27 protein-coding genes are annotated in these 24,443 nt (G+C 69.2%); 15 read left to right on the forward strand and 12 right to left on the reverse strand.

Features of this window, described 5'->3' with window-relative positions; translation table 11 throughout:
* Positions 1-15: 15 nt before the first annotated feature.
* The 4 genes from EV648_RS25685 to EV648_RS25700 all read left to right on the forward strand — a co-directional run bounded on the left by EV648_RS25685 (position 16) and on the right by EV648_RS25700 (position 3,443).
* Positions 16-1,050 (forward strand): metal ABC transporter substrate-binding protein, encoded by a 1,035-nt coding sequence (locus EV648_RS25685; protein WP_132296885.1) that lies wholly within the window; start codon positions 16-18, stop codon positions 1,048-1,050.
* Positions 1,047-1,808 (forward strand): metal ABC transporter ATP-binding protein, encoded by a 762-nt coding sequence (locus tag EV648_RS25690; RefSeq protein ID WP_132296888.1) that lies wholly within the window; start codon positions 1,047-1,049, stop codon positions 1,806-1,808. The genes EV648_RS25685 and EV648_RS25690 overlap by 4 nt, the downstream gene beginning before the upstream one ends.
* Positions 1,805-2,809 (forward strand): metal ABC transporter permease, encoded by a 1,005-nt coding sequence (locus EV648_RS25695; RefSeq protein WP_132296891.1) that lies wholly within the window; start codon positions 1,805-1,807, stop codon positions 2,807-2,809. Before EV648_RS25690 ends, EV648_RS25695 begins: the two co-directional genes overlap by 4 nt.
* 232 nt (positions 2,810-3,041) lie before the next feature.
* Entirely contained in the window at positions 3,042-3,443 is a 402-nt protein-coding gene (locus EV648_RS25700; RefSeq protein ID WP_132296894.1) for a Fur family transcriptional regulator, read from the forward strand.
* On the opposite strand, the gene EV648_RS25705 is transcribed toward EV648_RS25700, so the two are convergent.
* The 3 genes from EV648_RS25705 to EV648_RS25715 all read right to left on the reverse strand — a co-directional run bounded on the left by EV648_RS25705 (position 3,444) and on the right by EV648_RS25715 (position 5,845).
* Positions 3,444-3,986 (reverse strand): hypothetical protein, encoded by a 543-nt coding sequence (locus EV648_RS25705; RefSeq protein ID WP_132296897.1) that lies wholly within the window; start codon positions 3,984-3,986, stop codon positions 3,444-3,446.
* A 159-nt stretch (positions 3,987-4,145) separates the two neighbouring features.
* Complete coding sequence (locus EV648_RS25710; protein ID WP_199234824.1) at positions 4,146-4,751, reverse strand: MBL fold metallo-hydrolase; 606 nt, start codon at positions 4,749-4,751, stop codon at positions 4,146-4,148.
* Positions 4,751-5,845, reverse strand: coding sequence for an S-(hydroxymethyl)mycothiol dehydrogenase (locus tag EV648_RS25715; RefSeq protein WP_132296900.1), 1,095 nt, complete (start codon positions 5,843-5,845; stop codon positions 4,751-4,753). The genes EV648_RS25710 and EV648_RS25715 overlap by 1 nt, the downstream gene beginning before the upstream one ends.
* A 250-nt stretch (positions 5,846-6,095) precedes the next feature.
* On the opposite strand from EV648_RS25715, the gene EV648_RS25720 reads away from it, so the two are divergent.
* From EV648_RS25720 to EV648_RS25735, 4 genes are read left to right on the forward strand one after another with little or no spacing between them, the layout of a single operon-like run.
* A complete protein-coding gene (locus tag EV648_RS25720; protein ID WP_132296903.1) occupies positions 6,096-6,980 on the forward strand; it encodes an ABC transporter ATP-binding protein in 885 nt (294 codons plus the stop codon).
* Positions 6,977-7,822 (forward strand): ABC transporter permease, encoded by an 846-nt coding sequence (locus EV648_RS25725; protein WP_132296906.1) that lies wholly within the window; start codon positions 6,977-6,979, stop codon positions 7,820-7,822. The genes EV648_RS25720 and EV648_RS25725 overlap by 4 nt, the downstream gene beginning before the upstream one ends.
* A 5-nt stretch (positions 7,823-7,827) precedes the next feature.
* Positions 7,828-9,084: a sensor histidine kinase gene (locus EV648_RS25730; RefSeq protein ID WP_132296909.1), complete on the forward strand. Its 1,257-nt coding sequence runs from the start codon at positions 7,828-7,830 to the stop codon at positions 9,082-9,084.
* Positions 9,081-9,731, forward strand: a complete 651-nt coding sequence (locus tag EV648_RS25735) for a response regulator transcription factor (protein ID WP_132296912.1) — start codon at positions 9,081-9,083, stop codon at positions 9,729-9,731. The genes EV648_RS25730 and EV648_RS25735 overlap by 4 nt, the downstream gene beginning before the upstream one ends.
* Positions 9,732-9,740: 9 nt before the next feature.
* On the opposite strand, the gene EV648_RS25740 is transcribed toward EV648_RS25735, so the two are convergent.
* The 3 genes from EV648_RS25740 to EV648_RS25745 form a co-directional block, all read right to left on the reverse strand.
* Positions 9,741-10,532 carry a hypothetical protein gene (locus EV648_RS25740; protein WP_132296915.1) on the reverse strand — a complete coding sequence of 264 codons (792 nt, stop codon included), beginning with the start codon at positions 10,530-10,532 and terminating at the stop codon, positions 9,741-9,743.
* Positions 10,529-10,693, reverse strand: a complete 165-nt coding sequence (locus EV648_RS42710; RefSeq protein ID WP_158294067.1) for a hypothetical protein — start codon at positions 10,691-10,693, stop codon at positions 10,529-10,531. The genes EV648_RS25740 and EV648_RS42710 overlap by 4 nt, the downstream gene beginning before the upstream one ends.
* Before the next feature lie 203 nt (positions 10,694-10,896).
* Complete coding sequence (locus EV648_RS25745; RefSeq protein ID WP_199234851.1) at positions 10,897-11,727, reverse strand: isoprenyl transferase; 831 nt, start codon at positions 11,725-11,727, stop codon at positions 10,897-10,899.
* Positions 11,728-11,895: 168 nt separating this feature from the next.
* On the opposite strand from EV648_RS25745, the gene EV648_RS25750 reads away from it, so the two are divergent.
* The 4 genes from EV648_RS25750 (at position 11,896) to EV648_RS25765 (ending at position 14,212) form a co-directional block, all read left to right on the forward strand.
* The gene (locus EV648_RS25750) at positions 11,896-12,102 is read left to right on the forward strand and encodes a type II toxin-antitoxin system VapB family antitoxin (protein WP_132296918.1); all 207 of its coding nucleotides are present in this window, start codon (positions 11,896-11,898) and stop codon (positions 12,100-12,102) included.
* On the forward strand, positions 12,093-12,515 hold the full coding sequence (locus EV648_RS25755) for a PIN domain nuclease (protein ID WP_132296921.1): 423 nt from the start codon (positions 12,093-12,095) through the stop codon (positions 12,513-12,515). Before EV648_RS25750 ends, EV648_RS25755 begins: the two co-directional genes overlap by 10 nt.
* Before the next feature lie 105 nt (positions 12,516-12,620).
* Positions 12,621-13,217 carry a hypothetical protein gene (locus EV648_RS25760; RefSeq protein ID WP_132296924.1) on the forward strand — a complete coding sequence of 199 codons (597 nt, stop codon included), beginning with the start codon at positions 12,621-12,623 and terminating at the stop codon, positions 13,215-13,217.
* Positions 13,211-14,212: a hypothetical protein gene (locus EV648_RS25765; protein ID WP_132296927.1), complete on the forward strand. Its 1,002-nt coding sequence runs from the start codon at positions 13,211-13,213 to the stop codon at positions 14,210-14,212. The genes EV648_RS25760 and EV648_RS25765 overlap by 7 nt, the downstream gene beginning before the upstream one ends.
* A gap of 630 nt (positions 14,213-14,842) precedes the next feature.
* On the opposite strand, the gene recO is transcribed toward EV648_RS25765, so the two are convergent.
* The 3 genes from recO to EV648_RS25780 are packed head-to-tail and all read right to left on the reverse strand — an operon-like array spanning position 14,843 to position 17,532.
* Positions 14,843-15,616, reverse strand: coding sequence for a DNA repair protein RecO (gene recO, locus EV648_RS25770; protein ID WP_132296930.1), 774 nt, complete (start codon positions 15,614-15,616; stop codon positions 14,843-14,845).
* 39 nt (positions 15,617-15,655) lie between these two features.
* Positions 15,656-16,546 carry an SDR family oxidoreductase gene (locus EV648_RS25775; RefSeq protein WP_132296933.1) on the reverse strand — a complete coding sequence of 297 codons (891 nt, stop codon included), beginning with the start codon at positions 16,544-16,546 and terminating at the stop codon, positions 15,656-15,658.
* Complete coding sequence (locus EV648_RS25780) at positions 16,543-17,532, reverse strand: aldo/keto reductase (protein ID WP_132296935.1); 990 nt, start codon at positions 17,530-17,532, stop codon at positions 16,543-16,545. The genes EV648_RS25775 and EV648_RS25780 overlap by 4 nt, the downstream gene beginning before the upstream one ends.
* A 220-nt stretch (positions 17,533-17,752) precedes the next feature.
* Here EV648_RS25780 and EV648_RS25785 point away from each other — a divergent pair, with 220 nt between their 5' ends.
* The 3 genes from EV648_RS25785 to EV648_RS25795 are packed head-to-tail and all read left to right on the forward strand — an operon-like array spanning position 17,753 to position 22,370.
* A complete protein-coding gene (locus EV648_RS25785) occupies positions 17,753-20,860 on the forward strand; it encodes an FtsX-like permease family protein (protein WP_132296937.1) in 3,108 nt (1,035 codons plus the stop codon).
* Positions 20,857-21,696: an ABC transporter ATP-binding protein gene (locus EV648_RS25790; protein WP_132296939.1), complete on the forward strand. Its 840-nt coding sequence runs from the start codon at positions 20,857-20,859 to the stop codon at positions 21,694-21,696. The genes EV648_RS25785 and EV648_RS25790 overlap by 4 nt, the downstream gene beginning before the upstream one ends.
* The gene (locus EV648_RS25795; RefSeq protein WP_132296941.1) at positions 21,693-22,370 is read left to right on the forward strand and encodes an ABC transporter ATP-binding protein; all 678 of its coding nucleotides are present in this window, start codon (positions 21,693-21,695) and stop codon (positions 22,368-22,370) included. Before EV648_RS25790 ends, EV648_RS25795 begins: the two co-directional genes overlap by 4 nt.
* Here the strand turns inward: EV648_RS25795 and EV648_RS44790 are convergent.
* From EV648_RS44790 to EV648_RS25805, 3 genes are all read right to left on the reverse strand, one after another.
* A complete protein-coding gene (locus EV648_RS44790) occupies positions 22,367-22,498 on the reverse strand; it encodes a hypothetical protein (RefSeq protein WP_255512870.1) in 132 nt (43 codons plus the stop codon). The genes EV648_RS25795 and EV648_RS44790 overlap by 4 nt on opposite strands.
* Entirely contained in the window at positions 22,488-22,796 is a 309-nt protein-coding gene (locus tag EV648_RS25800) for an SAV_915 family protein (protein WP_132296943.1), read from the reverse strand. Before EV648_RS25800 ends, EV648_RS44790 begins: the two co-directional genes overlap by 11 nt.
* Positions 22,797-22,908: 112 nt before the next feature.
* Positions 22,909-24,405, reverse strand: coding sequence for a GNAT family N-acetyltransferase (locus EV648_RS25805; RefSeq protein WP_241995602.1), 1,497 nt, complete (start codon positions 24,403-24,405; stop codon positions 22,909-22,911).
* Positions 24,406-24,443 lie beyond the last annotated feature (38 nt).

The following is a 24,443-nucleotide window of genomic DNA, read 5'->3' on the forward strand; positions in this document are numbered from 1 at the left end:
ATGAAAATGATTGTCATGAGATTCGGTACTCGTGCGGCCGTCGCCGGCCTCGCCGCCCTTGCCACGATCACTCTGGCAGGTTGTGGCGACTCGTCCGCAGGCGGCTCCGGCGGCAAGCTCGACGTCGTCGCATCGTTCTACCCGCTCGAGTTCATCGCCAAGTCAGTGGGGGGCGACGCCGTGAACGTCACCACCTTGACCGCGCCGGGCGTCGAGCCGCACGACCTGGAGCTCACCCCGAAGCAGGTCGGGACCATCGCCGAGGCGAAGCTGGTGGTGTTCGAGAAGGGCCTGCAGCCGGCCGTGGACGAGGCCGTCGAGCAGAACGCGAAGGACGCCGGTTTCGACGTGGCACCCGCCGCCAAGCTTGAGGCCACGGGCGCGAACTTCGAGGAGCACGAGGAAGGCGAGGCAGCCGGCCCAAGCGGTTCCACTCCGACCGGCACGACCAAGCCCGCGGCGTACGTCGAGCCGGCCGCCGCCACCCAGTCCGCGGCGCACACCGAGGACGCGGCGCACACCGACGACGCGCTCGACCCGCACTTCTGGCTGGACCCGGTCCGGTACGCCGGGGTGGTCCAGGCCGTCACCGACAAGCTGGTCGAGGTCGACCCCGCGAACGCCGAGGCCTACAAGCAGCGCGCGACCACCTTGCTCGGCGAGATCACCAAGCTCGACACGGCGTACAAGACCGGTCTGGCGGACTGCAAGCTGAAGACGTTCGTGACCAGCCACGAGGCGTTCGCCTACCTCGCCAAGCGGTACGGTCTGACGATGGTCGGCATCGCCGGTTTCACCCCGGACGCCGAGCCCACCCCGTCGCGGATCAAGGAGGTCCAGGACATCGTGCGCGAGCAGAAGGTGACCACGATCTTCTACGAAGAGCTCGTCAGCCCGAAGGTGGCCGAGTCGATCGCCCGCGACGTCCACGTCAAGACCGCGGTCCTGAGCCCGATCGAGGGGCTCTCGGACGCGAACTCCCAGGAGACCTACCTCTCGCTGATGCGCGAGAACCTGCAGGAGCTCCGGAAGGCGAACAGCTGCGCGTGACACAGGACTCAAGCTCTACCGCGAACGCCGTCCAGGTCGCCGATCTCTCGGTCGACCTGGGCGGTCGGCTCGTACTCCGGGGCGTCGATCTGCAGATCCACCAGGGTGAGGTGGTGGCCGTGCTCGGCACCAACGGCTCCGGCAAGTCCACCTTGATCAAGACCATCGTCGGCCTGCTCCCGGCCGCCCGGGGCGAGGTCAAGCTCTTTGGTACTCCAGTGCCGCGGTTCCGCCAGTGGCAGCGCATCGGTTACGTACCGCAGCGGATCACCGCGGCGGGCGGCGTACCGGCGACTGTCCAGGAAGTCGTGTCATCCGGGCTGCTGTCCAAGCGGCGGTTGTTCCGGCCGTTGAAGGCTGCCGACCGGGCTGCCGTCGAGGAAGCGCTGGAGATCGTCGACATGGCGGACCGGCGCAAGGACGGCGTCGCCGAGCTGTCGGGCGGCCAGCAGCAGCGGGTACTGATCGCCCGGGCGCTCGTGTCGGACCCGGACCTGCTGATCCTGGACGAGCCGACCGCCGGGGTCGACCTGGCCAGCCAGGGCATCTTCGCCGAGGCGATCCGCGAACGCGTCGCCCGCGGCACCACGGTGGTCATGGTCAGCCACGACCTCGGCCCGATGGACGCGCTGATCGACCGCTCGGTGGTGCTGCGCCGCGGGCGGATCGTGTACGACGGACTGCCGCACGCCTCCCAGACGCACGCACACGTCCACCCGCACGGTTCCGCCGACGACGAGGCGGGGTGGCTGTCATGACGATGTTCGAGCTCGAGTTCATGCAGCGGGCGCTGATCGCCGGGCTGCTGACGGGGTTGTCGGCCCCGGCCATCGGCACGTATCTGGTGCAGCGCCGGTTGTCCCTGATGGGCGACGGCATCGGCCACATCGCGATCACCGGTGTCGCCCTAGGCCTTCTGACGGGGACCGCGCCGGTGCTGACCGCAGTGCTGGTCGCCATCGCAGGCGCTACCGCCATCGAGCTGGTCCGGGCGCGTGGAAAGGCCAGCGGTGACGTCGCGCTCGCTCTGCTTTTCTACGGCGGTATCGCGGGCGGGGTGTTGCTGATAGGCCTTGCCGGGCAAGGTGCGGCCACGCTGAACACCTATCTGTTCGGCTCGCTGACCACCGTGTCGCCCTCCGACCTGTACGTCGTCGTCGGGCTGGCCGTGACCGTGCTGGTGGTGGCGATCGGGCTTGGGCCGCAGCTGTTCGCGGTGTGCCAGGACGAGGAGTTCGCCCGGGTCACCGGGCTGCGGGTCCAGCTGCTGAACCTCCTGATCGCCGTGATGGCCGCGGTCACGGTCACCGTCGCGATGCGGACCGTGGGGTTGCTCCTGGTCAGCGCGCTGATGGTGGTGCCCGTGGCTACCGCGCAGCAGTTCACGCGGTCGTTCCGCACGACGTTCATGACCGCGTGTGCCATCGGGGTCACCGCCTGCCTGGCCGGGATCATCACCTCGTACAACGCGAACGTCGCCCCCGGCGCCACCATCGTCGTACTGGCCCTGGGTGGCTTCGTGGTCGCCGCCATCGCCGGCACCCTGGTACGGCGACGCCGTGGCGTCCTCGCGCCGCTGGCCGACGAGGAGCCCGAGATCGGCGTACCGGAGCCCGCGCCGCACGTCGTGAGCACCACCCACCAACACGCCCACGACAAGAAGTGCGGCCACCCGGCCGTCGAGCACGGCGACCACGTCGACTACGTCCACGACGGACACCTGCACGCCGCGCATGGAGACCACTGGGATGAGCACTAGTGCCTCGGGCTGGGGATCCTCCCAGCGATTGCGGTGTCCAGGTACGTGCATCGCGGTGCTGGGTAAGCACCCTCGATGCGGAGCATCGTGGGTGCTTGACCAGTGCCGCGAGGTGCGTGCCTGGCGCCGCAAGCGCGGGAGGATCCCCAGCCCGAGGCACTCAGTTGTTGACTTCTGAGAGAATTGGGCGGGTTGCCGGGGAAATCGCGGTGACGGAATGACAGGAGGAACGGTGGCCATCGGAACACGCTCGACCCGTCAGCGCGCAGCGGTCGCTTCCGCGCTCGACAATCTCGACGACTTCCGGACCGCCCAGGAGATCCACCAGGAGCTCCGCGGCGCGGGCGAGGCCGTCGGCCTGACCACGGTCTACCGGACTCTGCAGGCGCTCGCCGACTCCCGCGAGGTCGACGTACTGCGCACGGCCGACGGCGAGACGGCGTACCGGCGGTGCTCCAAGGGACATCACCACCACCTGGTCTGCCGCAACTGCGGGCGCACCGTCGAGGTGGAGGGCCCGGCCGTCGAGCGCTGGGCGGACAAGGTCGCGGCCGAGCACGGCTACGCCGAGATCAGCCACACCCTGGAGATCTTCGGCACCTGCGCCGAGTGCCAGCAGCCCGGCAAGGCCTGATCAAGCGGGCAGGTGCCGCCGGGACGAGGCCACCACCACGCCGGTGCATGCCAGCGTGATCAGAGCGATCCCGGCCAGCAGTACGGCGTACGGGGCGAGGTCGGCGATCGCCGCCAGGATCGACAGCAACAGGAAGCCCACGTAGGCGACCGAGTAGTAGACGCCGGTCAGCCCGGCCAGATCGGCTCCGCCGTTCGCTGCGGCGATGCGCTGGATCTCGAGGAGGCCGGACACGACCGCGATGCCGTAGGCGGCCCCGAGCAGGACTCCGTCGATCAGGCCGAGCCAGGGCAGGCCGACCTTCGCGACAACCGCGCTGAGGGCTACACCGGCTGACATCAGGATCATCGCGACGACGATGGCCCGGGCGGTCGAGACCGAGTCGAGGCGCTTCGCCAGCGGTTGGACGAGGGCGCCGGTGCCCAGCGTGCAGACCGTCAGCAGCGTCGCGTAGGCCAGGCCCCAGCTGCCTACTCGGTCGCCGACCAGTTGCGGAGTGACGGCGTAGGCGATGCCCGCCGAGCCGAAGATCCACGGTGCCATCGGGAGCACTACTCGCAGGAATCTCCTGTGCGCGACGGCGGGCACCTTCAGGAGCGACCACAGGCTGTCGGCCGAGCGCTGGGTGCGTCCGGGCCGGGTCCGGTGCGACGTGCCGCCTTTGGGGGTCCGGCTGTGCCAGGCGGCCTGTGCGGCGGTGGACTACTCGATGTTCCCGAGCTCCGCGGCGATCGTTGTGGTGTCGCCGTGGCCGGTGTGGACGACCGTGCCCGTGGGCAGGGTGAGCAGCTTGGTGCGGATCGACGTCAGGATCGTGGGTTTGTCCGAGTACGAGCGACCCGTTGCGCCGGGGCCGCCGTGGAAGAGGGTGTCGCCGGTGAAGACGGCCTCGAGCTCCTCCGCGTAGAGGCAGGTGCTGCCGGGGCTGTGGCCGGGCGTGTGGATCGCGCGCAGCGTCGTACCGGCGACCTCGAAGACCGTGCCGTCCTCGAGCTCGTGATCGGGCGCCACCTCGTACTGCGTGTCCCACAGCATCCGATCGGCCGGGTTGAGCCAGATCGGCGCCTTGGTGGCGTCCCAGAAACCGCCGGCGGCGTTGATGTGGTCGTTGTGGCCGTGCGTGCAGACCAGGGCGACCACTCGGCGGTCCCCGACCGCCTCGACGATCGCGGCGGCGTCGTGGGCCGCGTCGATGACGAGCACCTCGTCGTCGTTGCCGACCAGCCAGACGTTGTTGTCGACGTCCCAGGTCCCGCCGTCGAGGCTGAAGGTTCCCGAGGTGATGAGGTGTTCGATCCTGGCCGTCATCAGAAGAGCACCACCGAGCGCAGTACGTCGCCGCGGTGCATCTTGTCGAAGGCGGCCTCCACCTCGTCCAGCGCGATCGTCTCGGACACGAACCGGTCGAGCGGCAGCCGCCCCTGCAGGTGCAGGTCGATCAACAGCGGGAAGTCGCGGCTCGGCAGGCAGTCGCCGTACCAGCTCGACTTGAGCGAGCCGCCCCGGCCGAAGAAGTCCAGCAACGGCATGTCGAGCTGCATCTCCGGCGTCGGCACGCCCACCAGGACCACGGTCCCGGCCAGGTCGCGCGCGTAGAACGCCTGCTTCCACGTCTCGGGACGGCCTACGGCGTCGATCACCACGTCCGCACCGAAACCACCCGTGAGTCCCTGGACGGCCTCGACCACACCGTCGTGATCCAGTCCCTTCGAGTTCACCGTGTGGGTCGCGCCGAGCTCCTTGGCGACGTCGAGCTTCCGCTCGTCCAGGTCGATCGCGATCACCCGGGCGGCTCCGGCGAGCCGCGCGCCGACGACGGCCGCAGTACCGACGCCACCGCAACCGATCACGGCGACGGTGTCACCGCGGCCGACGTCGCCGGTGTTCACGGCGGCACCGAGGCCGGCCATCACGCCGCAGCCGAGCAGGCCGGCCACCTCGGGCTTGACGGCCGGGTCGACCTTGGTGCACTGACCGGCGGCGACCAGGGTCTTCTCGGCGAACGCGCCGATGCCGAGCGCGGGCGACAACTCGGTGCCGTCGGCAAGGGTCATCTTCTGCTTGGCGTTGTGCGTGTTGAAGCAGTACCAGGGGCGACCGCGCAGGCAGGCCCGGCAGTTGCCGCAGACCGCCCGCCAGTTCAGTACGACGAAGTCGCCGGGCTCGAGGTCGGTGACCCCCTCGCCGACGGACTCGACGACACCGGCCGCCTCATGGCCCAGCAGGAAGGGGAACTCGTCGTTGATGCCTCCCTCCCGATAGTGCAGGTCGGTGTGGCAGACGCCGCACGCCTGCACCTTCACCACCGCCTCCCCCGGACCCGGGTCGGGGATCGTGATCTCTTCGATGGTCACCGGTGCGCCCTTGCTGAGGGCGACTACTCCACGCACGGTCTGGTTCATGTGCCCGAACCTAACCGGCGCCGCCACCTCTCGTCTGCCCCAGCGCGCGTCATGCCGCGGATTTCCCGTACTCCGGACCGCCCGCCGCCGGTACTCCGAGCCGCCGCCGGTGGGCGGATCCCCGGCACCCGGCAGCTCGTAGTGCGGGGAGCACGTGGACCGGAGTACAGGGTCTGTCCCCCGATCGGTGGACAGCCGGTCCGTCGTCCGGCGCTCCCGGGCGGGGGTGCGCGGACGGGAAGGTTGACCCATGACCGACAACGACATCGCAGTACGGGTCCGCGGACTCGTCAAGCGCTATCCGGACAAGGTCGCCGTCGCGGGCGTCGACCTGGACATCCACCGGGGCGAGGTCTTCGCCCTGCTCGGGCCGAACGGCGCCGGCAAGACCACGACGACGGAGGTGCTGGAGGGGTACCGCCGAGCGGACGAGGGCGAGATCACCGTGCTCGGCGTCGACCCGGCCCGGGGCGACCGGCACTGGCGCAGCCGGATCGGCATCGTCGCCCAGTCCTCCCGGGACGAGGCCGAACTGTCGGTCGCCGAACTGGTCAGCCACTACGCCGGCTACTACCCCTCCCCGCGCGACCCGGAGGAGGTGATCGCGTGGGTCGGGCTGCAGGAGAAGCGCAAGACGCGGACCCGCAAGCTGTCCGGCGGTCAGCGCCGCCGGCTCGACGTCGCGCTCGGCGTGATCGGCAACCCCGAACTGCTCTTCCTGGACGAGCCGACCACCGGGTTCGACCCCGAGGCCCGCCGCCAGTTCTGGACGCTGATCGAGAACCTGCGGACCGAGGGCACCACCATCCTGCTGACCACCCACTACCTGGACGAGGCCGAGCACCTGGCCGACCGGGTCGGCGTCATCGCGGACGGCCGGATGATCGAGATCGGTACGCCGGAGACGCTCGGCGGCCGCGGCGCCCGCACCGCGCGGGTGTCCTGGCTGGACGCCGACGGAGCGCACGAAGTACGGACCGACCGGCCGACCGCGGAGGTCGCGGCGCTGATGGCACGGTTCAACGGCGAGGTACCCGAGCTCGAGGTACGCCGGCCGAGCCTGGAAGACATCTATCTGGAACTGATCGCGTCCGTGGGCGTCGAGCCCGCTGTTCTCGAAGGAGCCGTCCGATGAGCACGATGACCACCACGACCGCACCGACGCGCACCGCCAAGCCGTTGCCGACGCCGCTGAAGGTCGGACTGTCGCGGACCGGGCTGGAGGTGAAGCAGTTCTTCCGGGAGAAGGAGCAGCTGATCTTCACCTTCTTCTTCCCGATCATCTTCCTGGGCATCTTCTCCGCCGTCTTCAGCGGTACGGAATTCGCCGACGGCGTGGACGCGGCCACCTACTTCACGCCGGGCATGATCGCCTCCGGCATCTTCCTGACCAGCTTCCAGTCGCTCGCCATCACGATCGCGATGGAACGCGACGAGGACCTGCTCAAGCGGCTGCGCGGTACGCCGATGTCGCCGCAGTCCTACTTCATCGGCAAGATCGGGCTGGTCCTGGCGACGTCGGTCATGCAGTTCGCTCTGCTGCTGGTGATCGCCGGGCTCGCGCTCGGGGTGGACATCCCGACGGAGCCGGTTAAGTGGATCAACTTCATGTGGATCTTCGTGCTCGGTACGGCGTCGGGGTCCGTGCTCGGCATCGCCTTCTCCGTCGTACCGAAGTCCGGCAAGGCCGCCTCCGCGGTCGTCACCCCGGTGGTCCTGCTGCTGCAGTTCATGTCCGGCGTGTACTTCGTCTACGGCAGCCTGCCGGCCTGGATGCGGACGGTCTCCGAGTTCTTCCCGCTCAAGTGGCTCGCCCAGGGCATGCGGTCGGTGTTCCTGCCGGACAGCTTCGAGGCGAACGAGCCCGGCGGCTCCTGGCAGCTGGGCACCGGCGCGATCGTGCTGAGCCTCTGGCTGGTGGCCGGACTGTTGATCGCCCAGCGGGTCTTCCGCTGGACCCGCCGGGACGCCGGCTGACCGTCATGAGCGAGCGGCTGCGGTACTGGAGCAAGATAGTGGCCATGGAGCCCACGAGCGACAAGATCGACCAGCCGGTCTGGATCCGCACGCTGGTTGCCTGGCACATCGTCTTCTGGGCACTGCTGGGCGTCACCGCGATCGCGTCGCTGGTCTCGGACCTGAGCAACCGGGACCAGCTCATCTTCCTGGGCCTGCTGGCTACGCTCGGACTCGGCTACGAGTTCGTCGCCAAACCCGCGATGCTCTCCCGCCGCCTACTGCCGTCGTACCTGTATCGCCTGCTGATGATCGGTTGCGTCGCCGGAGCGGTCGCGATCTACCCGCAATCGGTGTTCATCCTGTTCATCGTCTCCCCGCAGATCTGGCTGCTCAGCGACCGGGTCCGCGACGCGATCTTCTTCAGCTTCCTGGTGCTCGCGGCGGTCGGCGCCGCCCAGCTCTGGTCGGCCGGCTGGACCCTCGACGCGTTCTGGGAGATCTTGCCGTGGATGCTGATCAGCCTGGTGGTCAGCATGCTGCTCGGCATCTGGATTGAGAAGGTGATCTCCCAGAGCCAGCAGCGTGCCGAGCTGATCGAGGAGCTCGAGGCCGCCCGCGACGAGCTGGCTGACGCGCACCACACGGCGGGTGTAATGGCCGAGCGCGAGCGGATGGCCCGCGAGATCCACGACACCCTGGCGCAGGGCATGACGTCGATCGTGATGCTCGCGCAGACCGCGGCCGTGGAGCTGTCCCGGGGAGCCACCGATCCCGCCGCCGCGCGACTCGCCGCGATCGAGGACACGGCCCGGGAGAACCTGGCCGAGGCGCGGGCGCTCGTGGCCGCGTTCACCCCGGTGGCGTTGTCCGGCGCCACGCTGACCGAAGCACTGCGCCGGCAGGCCGAGCGGTTCACCGCGGAGACGGGAGTCGACGTACAGGTGTCTCTCGACATGCCGGACGATGAGGTGGCCGCGTTGCCGCAGGGACAGCAGGTGGTGTTGCTGCGGGCGGCGCAGGAGTCGTTGGCGAACGTCCGCAAGCACGCCGGAGCCACCCGGGTGCGGATCACGTTGGGCATGTCGTCCGACGGGGTGGCGATCGAGATCAGCGACGACGGGTCCGGGTTCGAGCCGTTGGCGCCGGCCGCCGGGTACGGACTCGCGGCCATGCGCGGACGCGTCGAGGAGTCCGGCGGCACGGTCCAGGTCGACAGCGCCCCGGGTCGCGGTACCCGCGTGCAGGTGCTCATCCCAGCCACAGGTCAGGAGAATTCGTGACGGACAACGTGCGCGTGCTGGTGGTCGACGACCACCCGGTGGTTCGCTCCGGGCTGATCGGCATGCTGGCCGTCACGGACGACATCGAGGTGGTCGGTGAGGCAGGCGACGGCGAGGAAGCACTTGCCCTGGTCGAGTCCACCCGGCCGGACGTGGTTCTGATGGATCTGCGGATGCCGCGCCGCGACGGCGTCTCCGCGACCGGCGCGATCGTTTCGGGCTACCCCGCGACGAAGGTGCTGGTCCTGACGACGTACGACACCGACACGGACATCCTGCACGCAGTCGAAGCCGGCGCTGCCGGATATCTGCTGAAGGACACCCCGCACGCTGAACTCCTGGACGGGATCCGCGCCGCATCCCGTGGCGAGACGGTCCTCGCACCACCGGTCGCAGCCCGGTTGATGAGCCGCCTCCGTACTCCGGCCGCCCCCGCCGCGGTACAACCGTCTCCCCGCGAACTGGAGGTCCTGGCAGCGGTCGCCCGGGGTCTGAGCAACGCCGAGATCGGCCGCGAACTCTTCATCGGCGAGGCCACGGTGAAGACCCACCTCCAACGCCTCTTCACCAAGCTAGACGTCGACGACCGCACCCGAGCAGTAACAGTCGCCTTGGAGCGAGGCCTACTACCCTCGCCCCGCCGCTAAGCCCGGCAGCTACCTGTCGCGGTCGGCGCCTTGGGACGGGCCGGCGGATCGGTGCCTCAGGTCTTGCTCGGCGGTGCCTTGGCTGACACGTTGCGCAGCGGCCGGCGTCGGGTTCAGGCCGGCACGCGCCGCCGTCGCCAACTCGATGCTCTCCCGCGCGGCGGCATTGGCCTCTTGGCCTCCATCCTCGAGACCCTGCTGGAGGCCGCGCAACCCACCGCGGACGTCCATCACCCCTTCGTCGACGTTCCGACCGGCCCGCCTGATCGCGTCGGCCGCCTCCTCGCGATCCTGCACGCGCTCAGGCGACTGCCGCAGCCTGTCGAGATCCCGGCTCGTCTCCGCCAGCCGCTCACCCGCGCGGTCGGTACCCCGCCCAGCCGCCTCGACGACCTCGCTCAGCGAATCCAGCCGACGCCGCAACCGCGTCGTCGCCTCGCCCTGCTGCCCCGGCAACTGCTCGAGCTCCCCGAGCGACCGCCGTCCAGCTTCCAGCGCGCCCGAGGCCCGCCCCAACTGCCGCCGGACCTCGTCGAGCCCCTCATGCCCACGCCCGATCCGCCTGCCGATCTCCCCGGCCGCTTCCTGGGCATACATCATCTGGCGATCCGGCACGTCCGAGTCGTACATCCGGTTGGCCTGGCTGGCGAGCTCGCCGATCTCGTCCTCGGCCCGCCGCAACCCGGCGTCGACGTCCTGCGCGGCATCGGCTGCCAGCGTCAACGCGGTCTTCGCCGTCACCAGCGCGCTCGCGGTCTCGTCGGTCAGTTGAGCCGCGGCCTGCTCCTGCTGGGTGCTCATCGGCCCGCGTCCTCGTGCCCGGCGAGCTCGTCGTCCTCGGCGATCGCCTTCCGCAGCATCGACTCGACGTCGCGAATCTCCTTCCGCGCGGCTCGAAGACTAGGGTCCGGCGCCTGCACATCCGGTACTCCGGGCATCGGCTCCGTCGGCTGATCCTGCACGCTCGGCCCTTCCTCTCGATCACGCTGAACAATCCCAAGGAGCCTAGACGCCCTCCGGTCCACCGCCGTTCCCACCAGTTCCGCCCTCGCGGAACGCCCTACGCGAGCTTGCGCAGTACCGGCAACTGCACCCCGCCCGCGCAGTACCGGCGTCCGGGCGTGCGGCACACACGAGTGCGGTCGCCCCGCGTTCGCAGTACTGGTCAGGCGGGCTTGACCTCGTTGGGGATGGCGCCGCCGTAGCGGCGGTCGCGCTGGGCGTAGAGCTCGATCGCGCGCCAGAGGTCGCGGCGGTCGAAGTCCGGCCAGAGCGTGTCGAGGAAGACCATCTCGGCGTACGCCAGCTGCCAGACCAGGAAGTTCGACGTGCGCTGCTCACCCGACGACCGGACGAACAGGTCGACCTCGGGGATGTCCGGCGCGTAGAGATGCCGCGCGATCGTCTTCTCGTTGATGCGATCCGGCTTGAGCTTGCCCGCGGCAACTTCCGCGGCGATCGACTTCATCGCGTCGGCGATCTCCGCCTGCCCGCCGTAGTTCACGCAGAACTGCAGCGTGATGGTGTCGTTGTCCTTGGTCCGCTCCTGCGCGTACTCGAGCTCGGAGATCACGCTCTTCCACAACCGCGGCCGCCGCCCCGACCAGACCACCCGCACACCCATCGCGTCGAGCTCGTCGCGCCGCCGGTGGATCACCTCCCGGTTGAACCCCATCAGGAACCGGACCTCCTCCGGCGAGCGAGCCCAGTTCTCGGTCGAGAACGCGTACGCCGAGATGTACTTGACGCCGATCTCGATCCCGCCCTTGATCACGTCCAGCAGCGAAGCCTCGCCGGCCCGGTGCCCCTCGGTCCGCGGCAGATTCCGGGCCTTCGCCCACCGCCCGTTCCCATCCATCACGATCGCCACATGCCTCGGCACCAACTCCCGCGGAATCGCCGGCGGCCTGGCCCCCGAAGGATGCACCTCCGGCGCCACCACCGGCCCCCGCCGACCCGACCCCACCACACCCCGACGACGACCAATAGGCGACATACCCAGATCTTCTCTCATCCCCGTCCTACCCCCAGCAATGGCCCAGGTAGTTGTCCACAGGCCCTCCGACGGCAGCCTCGAGATCCTGTCAGGCTGGGTCTCGTCACTGTCCGCGATTGAAGAGGAGATATACACTTGGGTGCCATTTGTATATACGGAGGTGCGCCGATGACCAAGACGCTGATCGACATCGACGATGCCCTCCTCTCCAAGGCAGCCGAGGCGCTCGGGACCACCACCAAGAAGGACACCGTCAACGCCGCGCTGGCCGAAGTACTGCGGGTGCGCGCGGCCGGCCAGTTCCTGCAATCCGCGCAGGACGGGCTGTACGACGACCTCCTCGACCCCGAGGTGATGAAGGGCGCATGGCGGTAGCGCGCTTCATGGTCGACAAGAGCGCGCTGGCGCGGTCCGCGAGTCCGCCCGTCCAGCAGGTCCTCGCACCACTGCTGGAACGCGGCCTGCTCGCGATCTGCGGCGTGATCGAACTGGAGATGCTCTACAGCGCCCGCAACGGTGACGCTCATCAGCAGATGCGCTACGAACTCGAGTCAGGTCTCGAGTGGCTGGCGACCGAAGACGCCGACTTCCGCCGCGCGACGGAGGTCCAGGGCCTCCTCGCCGCCAAGGCGAACCACCGAGCGGCCTCGATCCCCGACCTCCTGATCGCAGCCGTCGCCGAACGCCACCGCGTCACGCTCCTCCATTACGACGCCGACTTCGACCTGATCGCGCGCCAGACCACCCAACCGACCCGCTGGATAGTCCCCCGAGGCACCCTGCCCTGATCCTGCTGCAACTACCTGCAGCCTGTGGACAACCTCCGGGACGAACACCCTCCGTATGGCAACCTTGTACGGTCTGCAACAGCCATCGAACGGAGCCCCTCCCGCATGATCCGCCGACCGCTTCTCCCCGCCGCGGCCCTGTGCGCCACCCTCGCCCTAGCCGCCTGCAACAACTCCCCCGAAGCCGGTCGCCCGGACACGACCCCCACCTCAACCACCGCCACGCCAACCGCGTCGCCCACCCCGAAGTACACAGCCGAAGAAGAGGCAGCCATCACCGCCGCCAAGTCGCGGTACGTCGCTGCGCGCGGGGCGATCGACATTGCGCTGAGCGCACCAGAGAAGTCCAAGCGCGCGGATCTAGAGAACGCAGGCAACGGCGGAAACTGGCTCATCGGTGTCGTGGACGATGTCGAGTTCCAGCGCAAGAACGGCTGGTATCAGGCCGGCAAGGTCCAAGTTACCTTTGCCGGAGTTACGTCGGTGACGCTGTTGGGCCAGCAGCCTCGGGTCACTCTCAAGGTGTGCGTTGACGCTTCGAAGACTTCAACGCTGTTTCAGAAGACCAAGAAGCCAGTACCCATGGGTCCGAGCGACGGTAACCGGCACCTGACGGAGTCCGTGCTCGTCTACGCGCCGCCGACCGGGAAGACCACGAAGATGTGGTTCCTCATCGACGAGAAGGCCACTGGCTCATGCTGAGACAGGTCAGTCGGCTGCTGATACTCGGCCTGGCGGTAGCTGAACTGTTCTCGGCAGCCCAACTCCCCGCGAGCGCCATTTATCCGGTCGCGATCCCGCCCAAGCCCGAAGGCGACTATGTACTGATTTGCAGGTCGAATCACATCTGCACCTGGTATCTGCGCTCAATGATCCAGGGCGATGAGGAAGACGCGAACACGGGCAAGCCGGCTGCCGAAAAGGCGAAACAGGTCTGTCAGCACCACGGCGCTGCTCAGGCCTGCACCTCGAGTCACGGCAACTGGTCAAACAGCCAGCAGTGTTATCTGCAGTCGCTCAGTCCGCAGCCGCCCCTTTCTGATCCTGCGTGGCAAGGGCATACCGATGGGGCCGTATGGGCCTGCGTGCTCGAGCAGGGGTACGACGAGGGGCGGCACTTGGTGACCCGGTGGGTTTGGTTGCCGGGGGCGCCGGACACGGTTGTGGCTGATCCGGTGACGTTGGCTTATCGGGCCATTGCGGAGATGCAGTTGGCGCCGCCGCCGGTTAGGAGTGCGCCGGGGGTGGGGCAGGTCGGGTTGGTGAATATGCCTGTTTGGTTGTGGGTGGTGAAGTCGGAGAACACTTGGGGGCCGATTGTTCGGGAAGCCAGTGTGCCGGGGTTGACCGTTACTGCCAGGGCGCAGGTTAGGGCTATCAACTGGAATATGGGGGACGGTAAGACGATCCGTTGCGAGGGGCCCGGTACGGCGTACGGCAAGGCGACGGGAGTCAAGGATTCGCCGGATTGTGGGCATCGATATCGGAAGACTTCGCGTGAGCTGGCCGACTGCAAATACAAGGTCACCGCGACGGCTGACTGGGACATCACCTGGCAGAGCACGCTTGGGGATACCGGGCAAATCTCGATGACTCAGCAGGCCGGCATGCAGCTTCGGATCGGCGAGGCTGTGCCCGTGCTTGTCGACCCAGATGGGGATCAGGCCAGTCGGCCGAGCCCGCCGGTTGGATGTTGATCGGCTGGCATGTCACCACCTTCTCCCGCTCGCTCGTTGGTGAGGTGCCGTGGGGTGTACCTAGCGACAGGCAGTACTGGGGCTGGTCGCAGAGGTCGCGGGCGTGAGCCGGCCGTCGGCGTGCCCTGGGTGGCGACTACTTCCGTCGGTACGCCGGCGGTCCCAATGAGTTTCGCCCAATGCTGGTGGGTTGCGCCGATTCCGGGGCTGGCGCTGGCTGGTTGGTCGACGGCTGGCTGGCTGTTCGACGGCTGGCGGCCTATTAGGCGCCAGCGGCCGAACAACCCGACATCGGGAGGCCGGATCGCCGCCCGGGAGGCGAGGTTGCACGGTGGTGGGGACCGGGGACACCTTCTGGCGAGTTGGATCAGGGCATTTCGTGTCCGAGGTCCCGATTGGGTGTCCAAGGTCGCACCTTGTGCGCCAGTTGAGCGTCCGGGGCGGCGGGATCTGCTCAGGGGGTGCACAAGGTGCCGGTTTGGAGGCCGCTCGCCCTCCGGGAAGAGGCCCGGGCCCGGCGCCGTACGTACGGCCAGCGGGAGGAGCGGCAGCAGGTGGCCAGGCCGGACGGGGTCGGCCGGCGGGAGTCAGGCTGGCGGGAGTCAGGCGGGGGGGCAGGCCGGTGGGGGGTCAGGCGGGCGGGGGCAGGGCTTCGGCGGACGGGACCGCGTCGGGGGTTAGGTCTAGGTAAGGGAGGGAGCGGAGTTGGCGGTCTAGGTGCCAGGTTACGAAGGCTGAGACTAGGCCGGACGCTTCTCGGCGGGTTCGGGGGTCGGTGGATTCGGCGGTGGGCCAGTCGCCGGAGAGGAGGGCGGCTAGGAGGGTGACGGTGGTGGGGGCCGGCATGGCGGAGGCTGGGGGGCGGCAGGTGGTGCAGACCATGCCGCCGGCCGCAGGGTTGAAGGCTCGGTGGGGCCCTGGTTCGCCGCATTTCGCGCAGTCGGCGAAGGACGGGGCGTAGCCCGAGATCGCCAAGGAACGAAGCAAGAAGGAGTCGAGTACCAGGCCGGGGGTGCGTTCGCCGCTGGAGAGAACGCGGAGGGCGCCGGCCAGTAGGAGGTGTTGCTGGGTGGCGGGTTCCTTCTCCTCGACGACCAGGCGGTCGGCCGTCTCCAGCAGGACGGTGCCGGTGGTGTACCGGGCGTAGTCGCCGACGATGCCCTCGCCGTACGCCGCGATCGACTCGGCCTGGGTGACCACGTCGAGGGTCCGGCCGGTCGCGAGTTGCAGGTCGACGTAGCTGAAGGGTTCGAGCCGGGCGCCGAACCGGGACGACGTACGGCGGACGCCCTTCGCGACGGCGCGGATCTTGCCGTGACCGCGGGTCAGGAGCGTGGCGATGCGATCGGCTTCGCCCAGTTTCTGGGTGCGGAGCACGATCGCCTCGTCACGGTAGAGCGGCACTGGCCCATTCTCTCAGGTCGCGGACGAATACTCGGTCTCTCAGGTCGTGGACAGGTACTCGGGCAGCCCGATCGGCGGCTGGCCGGTGAGGTCCTCGACGGCGCTCGTCACCACGCTGAGTTCCCCGCTCGCGATCGCGGCGTACGACGTGACCCAGCCGGCCACCTCCCACGCCGGGGCGCCAAACCCTTCGCGCGACCGATAGGCCTCGTCGAGCGTCTCCGCCTCGTACCGCACCGGTCGCCCCTGGGCCTCCGAAATCCACGCGGCAGCCTCCGCCAAGGTGAAAGCGGTCGGCCCGGTCAGGTCATAGGTCATCCCCGAGTGCGCGTCCGAGGTCAGCACCCGAGCCGCGACGGCGGCCACGTCGTCCCGGGCGACAGCGGCGACCCGGCCGTCCCCGGCAGGCCCGCGGATCACCCCGTCCTCACCGGCGAACCCGGGGATGAAGTCCAGGTACATGTTGTCCCGCAGGAAGGTGAAGTCGATGCCGGCGGCCCGCAGATACTCCTCGGTGTGCCAGTGGTCCCGCGCGAAGGTGAAGGTCGCACCCGGCGAAGCACCGACGAACGACGTGTACACGATTCGCTGTACGCCGGCCGCCACCGCGGCGTCAATCGTTGCCTTATGCAAGGACACTCGATCGGCGGTCTCGGACGCGCTCACCATCAGCAGCGTGTGCACCCCGTCGAACGCGTCCAGCAGCGCGTGCTTCTCCCCGTACGGCGCCTGGGCCACCTCCGCGTCCCGCACCGACGGAGCGCGCGCCGGATCCCGCACGAGCAACCGCTGCCGTACTCCGGAGTCCGCCAGCAGGCGGGCGATCCGCGAGCCCAGCTGCCCCGTCGCCCCTGTGACCCCGATCAGCCCGGGCACATCCCCGGGCAGCCAAGACCCCGGAGCAGGCTCGGGATCGGTCTCGAAGCTCATCTGCCGACCAGCTTCATCCCACCCGGGGCGTACCGGTCCCCCGCCACCGCGTCCGCCGGGAACGCCTCGTCCAGCGCGGCGAGATCCTCCGCGGTCAGCGTCACGTCCACCGCGCCCAGGTTCTCGGCGAGGTACTTGCGCCGCTTCGTCCCCGGGATGGGCGCGATGTCATTGCCCTGCGCAAGCAGCCAGGCGAGCGCGAGCTGGCTCGGCAGCACACCCTTGCTCTCGGCGAGTTCCCGCACCTTGGCGACCAGGTCGAGGTTGCGCTGGAAGTTCTCGCCGGTGAACCGCGGCAGCCCGCGCCGCATGTCGTCCGGCTCGAAGTCGTCGGGCGACTTGAGCTGCCCGGTCAGGAAACCCCGGCCCAGCGGGCTGAAGGGGACGAACCCGACGCCGAGCTCGCGCAGCGTCGGCAGCACTCCCGTCTCCGGGTCACGCGTCCACAGCGACCACTCGCTCTGTACGGCGCAGATCGGGTGCACGGCGTGCGCGGCGCGGACGGTGTCACCCGACACCTCCGACAGGCCGAGGTACCGGACCTTGCCCGCCTGGACGGCCTCGGCCATCGCGCCGACGGTCTCCTCGATCGGCACCTCCGGGTCGCGCCGGTGCAGGTACCAGAGGTCGACGTGGTCCACGCCGAGCCGCCGCAGCGACGCGTCGATGGCGGTCCGCGCGTACTCCGGGCTGCCGTTCACCACGTTCGGTACGGCGACGCCGGCCGCGGAGCGCTGGAAGCCGAACTTGGTCGCCAGCACCACCTGGTCCCGGCGGCCGGCCAGTGCCCGCCCGACGAGTTCCTCGTTGGCGCCGTCGCCGTACACGTCGGCGGTGTCCATGAAGGTGCAGCCGGCGTCGATCGCGGCGTGCACCGTGGCGATCGATTCGGCGTCGTCGCCCTGGACGCCGTACGACTGGGACATGCCCATGCAGCCGAGCCCGAGGGCGGAAACGGTCAGTTCTCCGAGGTGGGATTCACGCATACTCCGAACCTACCTTCGCCGGACCGGCCGCGATCGGAGGGGCCGCGGTCGGAGGGAGACGAGATCACCCTCGGCGACCATCCGATACCAGCCCGCCACAGACAAGCCGGGTGCAAGCAACAACTAGGCATCGTTGTCAGCCGACTCCCTGCCGACGACCCTCACGATCCGTAGGTTTCGGCCGGAGGCAAGAAGTCACGGCGGCTGGGGGTTGTCACGCATGTTCCTGCGGCGAGCGCTGAGCTACCGGAGGTCCCAAGCTCTGGTGCTGGCGGGAGTCAGCCTCCTGATCGGGACCTGCGCGACCTTCGCACCGTGGTTCTCGCGGGCGGTGGAACAAACGGTGACCACCGAGACGCTCAGCAACCAGTACCTCTCGGCCAGCTGGCAGGTGGAGGCCAAACCGCCGAACAGTGTCGGCGCCTCGACCCCGAAGCAGCCCGAGGACCTGACTCAGCTCATCCCGGCCGACCTCAAGCCTCTCTTCACCCCGCCCGCCTACGGCCTGAGCGTGGACGTCCTCTGGGGACTCCGCGGGCGGGACCGTGAGATCAGCACCAAGGTGATCTGGCGGGACGGCTACTGCGCCCAGCTCGTGATCGTCCAGGGCCGCTGTCCCCAGGCCGCCGGCGAGGTCGTCGCCTCGATCGTCGACGAGAAGTCGTACGACGCCAAACCGGGCGCGGTGCTCGACGCGACCTCGGACAACTACGCGGGCGGCGGATCGCTGAAGGTGGTCGGCCTCTACCGGCCGGTGGACCAGAACGCACCGTACTGGTTCGGGCGGGGGCCGATCGGACGTTCGGGTCCGGCCACGGCCAAGACCCCGGCGACCTCCGACTACCTGCTCACCGTGCGGGAGACCTTCAACACCGGGGTCTGGGGCTACCGCTCCACCATGGACACCCGGCCGATTCCGGGTGTCGCCACCGCGGACCACCTGGAGCGCATCAAGGCGGTCACCAACCAGGTCGACGGCAACGCGGCCGAACAGGAGCTGGAGGCCCAGAACAGCACCGGGCTGGACGGCCTGATCGACACGATCCAGGCCGAGCGCAAGCAGGCGACCACGATCATCCCGCTGGTGATGGTGCAGGTCGCCCTGTTCGGGGTGGTCGTCCTCGCCCTCGCACTGGGCGCCGTGGTCGACCAGCGACGCCCCGAGGTCGCCGTTGCCCGCCTGCGCGGATCGAGCGCACGGCGTACGGGCAGGTCGCTCTTCATCGAGCTCGGCGCGGCGGTGCTGATCGGCACGCTCGCCGGGATCGTGACGGGCTTCGGCCTGCTGATGATCGTTCGTGCCACCTGGCTGAACGACGGCGCACCGCTCGAGTTCCCCTGGACAGTGCCGGCCGCACTTGCGGTGGCGGCGGTGGTCGGGCTCGCGGTGGTCGCCTGGTCGGTCCGCGCCGTCGTCCGGCAGCCGATATCCACCCTGTTGCGCCGCGTCGCGCCACGCCGTCGCGGGCGGGCCATCGGCATGATCGACCTGTCGATCATCGTGCTGGCCTCGGCCGGACTCGTCGCCGCGCTGACCGGCGGCGGCCGGGGTCCGCTGCCCGTGCTCACGCCGACTCTGCTCGCGCTGGCGGTCGGCCTCACCTTTGCCCATCTCCTGCTGCCGGCCGCCGGCCTGGTCAGCCGACAGGCGCTGGGCAACGGACGAGTCGGCCTAGCACTCGGTGCCCTGCAGGTCTCTCGCCGCCCAGCCGTAACTCGCATCGTCGCGGTCGTCGCGGTCGCGACAGCGCTGGTGTCCTTCGCAGGGCAGGCATCGTCGGTCGCCGGTCACAACCGGGAGGTCCGAGCCGGGTACGAGACCGGCGCCGACGGCATCCTCCTGATGAAGTTCCTCGACCTGGGCGACTTCACCCGGGCGATCGACAAGATCGACCCGGACCGGCACTGGTTCACCCCGGTGGTGTTCGGCCGGCCGCCGTCACCGGATGCGCTGCGCACGCTGATGATCGAGCCCGACAGCTTCCAGCGGATCGCCTTCCGCGGTGACCAGCTCACCGATGCGGAGGGATTCCAGCAGCTGAAGGCGCCCACCGGCCTCGGCCCGATCGACCTGCGGAGCGACCGCCTGCAGGTCACGGCGACCCCCGGCAAGATGACGCCGGTGCTGCCGCGGAGTGCCAGCGGCGAGGCTCCTCCCCCGCAACCGCCCGCGAAGTCCGTGATCATCGAGGCGAACGTGGTCAGCCTCCGCAACGGCGCGCGGTACCTGGTCCGGTTCGACCCGATGCCGCTGGTCACCGGCAAGACGTTCATCCTGAGCACCTCGATCGACTGCCTGGGCGGCTGCCGGCTGCTCCGTCTCGGGATCGGCCGCGACGTGAACGACTCGTCCGGCGTCCGCGGCGAGATCGCGATCAGCAAGCTCGGTACGCCGCGGCAACCGTCGCTCGCGCTGGGCAAAGCTGCCGACTGGAAGCCGATCCCGCAGCTCGGCGGCGACCTCGGCTCCTTGGCGACGAAGGACGGACCGGCCGGTGGACTCACGCTCGACGTGACCAGCCTGTCTGCCGAGCAGTTCGTTCAGTACGGCACCGTGCCGCCGACGATGCCCGCGCTCGTCACCCCGGAGTACTCCGTCGACGAGTCGACCTCCACGCCGGGCGTCGACGGCGGCGCGATGCTGATCCAGAAGATCGACCGCCTGCGCGGCCCGGCCAACCGGTACTCCGAGAAGACCGCCGTCGTCGACCTGGAGACGGTACGCCGGCTGGGTGGTTCGCTGGACTCGGGCAGCACGGACTTCCAGCTCTGGCTGAACGCCGATGGCCTCGCGAACCTCGACAAGATCACCAAGGGGCTCGCCGACGCGGGAGTCACCGCGAGCCTGGTCGACAAGCAGTCGGACCGGACGGACAGCTACGGGCGCTCCGCGAGCTCGCTCGCCCTGCAGCTGACCCCGGTCGTCGGTGTCGCCGGCTGGTCCCTGGCGATCATCGTGCTCCTGCTGATGGTGGTGACCTCGTGGCGGTCGCGCGCCCAGGACTACGCGAGCCTGCGGCTGACCGGCGTACCGGTGGGCACTACCGGACGGGCTGCTCGGTGGGAGCAGACCGGGCCTGTCGCGCTGGCGACGTTGCTCGGCACGGCCTGCGGCATCGTCGGCGCGCAGATCGCGCTGCCGTTGATCCCGCTGTTCGCAGAGACGTTGCAGGCTTCACCGATTCCGCTCGAACTGAGTACGAACTGGACTGTCGCTCTCGTGCTGTGGTTGATCGGCACCCTGGTGCTCACCACGACGACGCTGCTGCTGGGCACCGGCGTCAACCGGCGAGCGCAGTACACCCGGATCCGGGAGGAGCTGTCATGAGCGGGCTGGCGATCAGCACCAGCGGCCTGGTGCACATCTACCGCAGCCAGGGGCATGACGTCGCGGCTCTGTCCGGCATCGGGATCTCCGTACGGCCCGGCGAGCTGGTCGGGCTGCTGGGACCGTCAGGCGCCGGGAAGTCCACGCTGCTGCAGTTGTGCGGCGGGTTGCTGACGCCGAGCGCCGGGCGGTTGCAGATCGGCGAACACAACGTCGCCACGATGACCGAGGCAGAGCTCGACCGGATGCGGGCCGGCGATGTCGGCATCGTGCTGCAAGGAGCCGCACGCAACCTCGTCCCATACCTGACGCCCGAGGACAACGTCCGCTACGCCCAGGGCGCCGCTCCCCGCGACCGGACCCTGCCGTCGCCGGCCGAGGTTCTCGAACTCGTTGGCCTGAGCAACCAAGCCCGTACTCCGCTGGGCTCGCTCACGCCCGGGCAGATCCAGCTCTGCGCGGTCGCCGTGGGGATCGCGACCTTCCCCGGGTTGTTGCTCGCCGACGAGCCGACTTCCCAGCTCGACCACCACGCCCGGGACGAGGTGCTGGCCGCGATCTCGACCATCAACGCGACCACCGGGACGACAGTGCTGCTGATCACCCACGACCCCGAGGTCGCGGAGGTCCTCCCCCGGACCATCACGATCCGCGACGGCCGGATAGCGTCCGAAGGCCGTGCGGGCGAGGAGTTCGCTGTGGTCGCCACGGACGGGTCGTTGCCGCTGCCACCGCACGTCGCCGAACTGCTGCCGCCCGGCACGCTGGTCCGGGTCACCACTGCCGACAACGGCGATGTCCGCCTCACCCCGGTCGAGCAGGAAGGCCAAGCATGATCTCGGTGACGAACCTGACCGTTGCGTACGACGAACTGGTCGCCGTGGCGGAGGTGTCCCTGCAGGTGCCGCCGGGGTACGTCCTCGCGGTCAGCGGGCCGTCCGGCGCGGGCAAGAGCTCGTTGCTGTGGGCAATCGCCGGGGCGGTGCCGGTGAAGTCGGGCGAGGTACAGGTGGACGGGCTGACGATCACCGGGCGTCCCGCCGCCGCCGCTCACGGGGTGGTGCTGATCCCGCAGGGCAACGGTCTGGCGCGGGTGCTCACCGCGCGGGAGAACCTGTCGCTGCCGTTGCTTGCCGACCGCAAGTTGTCCGCCGACGAGGTCGAGCGCGAGGAGGCGCTGGAGTCCGTCGACCGGATCATCGAGAGAGCACTCACGGCGGTCGGGCTCGAGGAGAGCGGCGACCACCTGGTCGAGGAGCTCTCCGGCGGCGAGCAGCAGCGGGTCGCGGTGGCGCGCGGACTGGCTCAGCGCGGCAAGGTGATCCTCGCCGACGAGTCGACCAGCGAGCTCGACAGCTCGAACAGAGAGCGCGTTCTCGAACTACTCCGTGCCGAGGCGGACCGGGGTACCGCCGTCATCATCGCCACCCATGACCCGAGCGTGGCCGCCGGCGCCGACGGCCACGCGACCATGGATGAAGGCCGCCTCAGCTGGGAACGCCGGCTCTAGTCCAGCATGTAGAGCAGGACCGAGAGCGCGGCCATCACGACGATGATCCGGACGATCGCGACGAACTCCGGGTCGAAGCGCTGCCGCCGCGCCCTGTGGGGATGCGGGTCATAAGGCTCAACGGCCACCGTGACCTGCCAACACCGAATCCCGCACCGCCGGAGCCGGTGCCGGTGTACCGACGTCCGGGCCGACGAGGACCGGGTCGAGCTGGATGATGCTGATCCCGGACGGGGCCAGCAGCTCCCGCAGTACGGACTCGTGCATCCGGATCCACTCCTGCCGCGGGCCTGTTGCCGCCCGCAACAACTCCATACTGCTGAACGCGATGCCCACCCGGACCCCATCGGGACGTCGCCCGAACTGCAGCGCCGCCACATCAGCGGCGCCGGCAACCCGGGTGGGCACGAATAACGGAACGCTCATCGACTCTCCTGGCAATCGGCAACTCACATCACCGACGCTAGGCCGCGATCCACCCCCGAACGTCTTCTCTCACAGACTTCCCACACGGTTTCTCACACCCTCAAACACCGCTTCAGAGCTCGAGTTGGAGGGGGTGCTCGGGTGGGCCTTCGGCCAGGAGGGTCTCGAGGAGAACGCCGAGAGAGCGGGGCGAGAAGACGGCGGGGCCGGAGTAGGACTTGAGGTCGGACACGCTCCACCACTGGTGGCCGTGGACGTTCTCGGCGCGGAGCTCGTCGGCGGTGAGGTCGCCCGACGGGGTGAAGGAGTCGATACGAACGAGGAAGTAGTCGTTGATCACGCCGTCGTAGCCGTTGGCGTGGCCGTCGGCAACCACCACCTGGTGCCACAGATGCGGCGGATCGTCCGGCGCCTCGATGCCGACCTCCTCGCGAAGCTCGCGGACCAGAGCGTCATGGGCCGACTCCCCCGGCTCGACGCCACCACCCGGTGCGGCCCACACCGTCGGGCGGTCGTCGAACTCGAACCGCAGCAACAGAATCCGGTCGTCCTGATCCAGCACTACGCCCCGCGCGGCCGGACGCAGGCGTGGTACCGGGACCTTCAGCTCACACTCGACCAGCTTCTCCACCGGCCGGAAACCGAAGCGGGTATTCACCTTCTGCATCGCCGTGTTCGTCTCGGCGGTCCATGTGTGCAACAGCTTCTGGGTGGTCCGGTGCTTGGCCAACTGCTCGAGGTTCCTGAGCTTGAGGTGGGCGCCGAGGTTGTGGCCGCGGTGCTCACGCAGTACGAGGGTGTCGAGTTGCTGCGCGGTGTCCGGGTCGGTCCGCGGCAGGTAGATGACCGTGTAACCGGCCGGTCGGCCATCGGACGTCCGCGCCAGCGTCAGCAGGGACAGCCAGGTCTTGTCGACCCGCTCCTCCTGCGCGCGAAGCTTCTCGACGTCCCAAGGCGCCGGGTCCTTGGTCATGCCACCCGTCGGTATGTCGCGGTCCATCGCGGTCCGCAGGTCGGCGAACGCCTGCAGGTGCTCCTCCGGACACGGCCCCGCCCACGACGTCAGCTCGTATCCGTCAAGTGCCTCCACCTGCACGGAACCCTCGTAGGGAAGCGGCACGACGAGGTGATCCTCGATGTGCTCGACGGTGAAGCCGAGCTTGGCCGCGAAGATGCTCCCGGGCCAGGTCTGGGTGGTGAACCCCTCCGGCACCCCCAGCTCGCACTGGAAGATCGTGCGCTCCACGACCGCGGCGCGGGACCTCGCCCAGCCCCACAGCGCCGTACCGATCCCGCGACGACGTTCGGCCGGTGGGACACAGATCTCCACCTCGATCGAGTCCAGGTTGCTCTCGGTCCAGGTCTCGAAGAGCATCGCGCCGACGACTCGGTCCCCTGCGAAGGCGGCCACCGGCAGCCGCTGCTTCAGCGGGTTGGGAGTGCGCAACGAGTACGCGAGGGCGTCGTGGCTGCTCAAGATCGCGGCCGGCCGGTCGGCGACCGCGCCCGCCCGGTAGACGTCGTACCAGCTGTCGAAGAGGGTCTCGTCGGACGGGTCGATCTCGCGCACGGTGATCACCCGCCCGACCCAACCAAACGACAGGGCCACCCGCCACTGAATATGGCGGGTGGCCGTGGAGTCATCGG

The sequence above is a fragment of the Kribbella sp. VKM Ac-2568 genome, assembly GCF_004345365.1.
Lineage (GTDB): Bacteria > Actinomycetota > Actinomycetes > Propionibacteriales > Kribbellaceae > Kribbella > Kribbella orskensis.

What these genes read in the sequence shown, in the direction of transcription:
- EV648_RS25685 (WP_132296885.1), top strand. Translation starts at nt 16, where the DNA reads ATGAGATTCGGTACTCGTGCGGCCGTCGCCGGCCTCGCCGCCCTTGCC.
- EV648_RS25695 (WP_132296891.1), top strand. Translation starts at nt 1,805, where the DNA reads ATGACGATGTTCGAGCTCGAGTTCATGCAGCGGGCGCTGATCGCCGGG.
- EV648_RS25705 (WP_132296897.1), bottom strand. Translation starts at nt 3,986, where the DNA reads ATGGCACCGTGGATCTTCGGCTCGGCGGGCATCGCCTACGCCGTCACT.
- EV648_RS25710 (WP_199234824.1), bottom strand. Translation starts at nt 4,751, where the DNA reads ATGACGGCCAGGATCGAACACCTCATCACCTCGGGAACCTTCAGCCTC.
- EV648_RS25715 (WP_132296900.1), bottom strand. Translation starts at nt 5,845, where the DNA reads ATGAACCAGACCGTGCGTGGAGTAGTCGCCCTCAGCAAGGGCGCACCG.
- EV648_RS25720 (WP_132296903.1), top strand. Translation starts at nt 6,096, where the DNA reads ATGACCGACAACGACATCGCAGTACGGGTCCGCGGACTCGTCAAGCGC.
- EV648_RS25725 (WP_132296906.1), top strand. Translation starts at nt 6,977, where the DNA reads ATGAGCACGATGACCACCACGACCGCACCGACGCGCACCGCCAAGCCG.
- EV648_RS25730 (WP_132296909.1), top strand. Translation starts at nt 7,828, where the DNA reads ATGAGCGAGCGGCTGCGGTACTGGAGCAAGATAGTGGCCATGGAGCCC.
- EV648_RS25740 (WP_132296915.1), bottom strand. Translation starts at nt 10,532, where the DNA reads ATGAGCACCCAGCAGGAGCAGGCCGCGGCTCAACTGACCGACGAGACC.
- EV648_RS25745 (WP_199234851.1), bottom strand. Translation starts at nt 11,727, where the DNA reads ATGTCGCCTATTGGTCGTCGTCGGGGTGTGGTGGGGTCGGGTCGGCGG.
- EV648_RS25750 (WP_132296918.1), top strand. Translation starts at nt 11,896, where the DNA reads ATGACCAAGACGCTGATCGACATCGACGATGCCCTCCTCTCCAAGGCA.
- EV648_RS25755 (WP_132296921.1), top strand. Translation starts at nt 12,093, where the DNA reads ATGGCGGTAGCGCGCTTCATGGTCGACAAGAGCGCGCTGGCGCGGTCC.
- EV648_RS25760 (WP_132296924.1), top strand. Translation starts at nt 12,621, where the DNA reads ATGATCCGCCGACCGCTTCTCCCCGCCGCGGCCCTGTGCGCCACCCTC.
- EV648_RS25765 (WP_132296927.1), top strand. Translation starts at nt 13,211, where the DNA reads ATGCTGAGACAGGTCAGTCGGCTGCTGATACTCGGCCTGGCGGTAGCT.
- EV648_RS25775 (WP_132296933.1), bottom strand. Translation starts at nt 16,546, where the DNA reads ATGAGCTTCGAGACCGATCCCGAGCCTGCTCCGGGGTCTTGGCTGCCC.
- EV648_RS25780 (WP_132296935.1), bottom strand. Translation starts at nt 17,532, where the DNA reads ATGCGTGAATCCCACCTCGGAGAACTGACCGTTTCCGCCCTCGGGCTC.
- EV648_RS25785 (WP_132296937.1), top strand. Translation starts at nt 17,753, where the DNA reads ATGTTCCTGCGGCGAGCGCTGAGCTACCGGAGGTCCCAAGCTCTGGTG.
- EV648_RS25790 (WP_132296939.1), top strand. Translation starts at nt 20,857, where the DNA reads ATGAGCGGGCTGGCGATCAGCACCAGCGGCCTGGTGCACATCTACCGC.
- EV648_RS25795 (WP_132296941.1), top strand. Translation starts at nt 21,693, where the DNA reads ATGATCTCGGTGACGAACCTGACCGTTGCGTACGACGAACTGGTCGCC.
- EV648_RS25800 (WP_132296943.1), bottom strand. Translation starts at nt 22,796, where the DNA reads ATGAGCGTTCCGTTATTCGTGCCCACCCGGGTTGCCGGCGCCGCTGAT.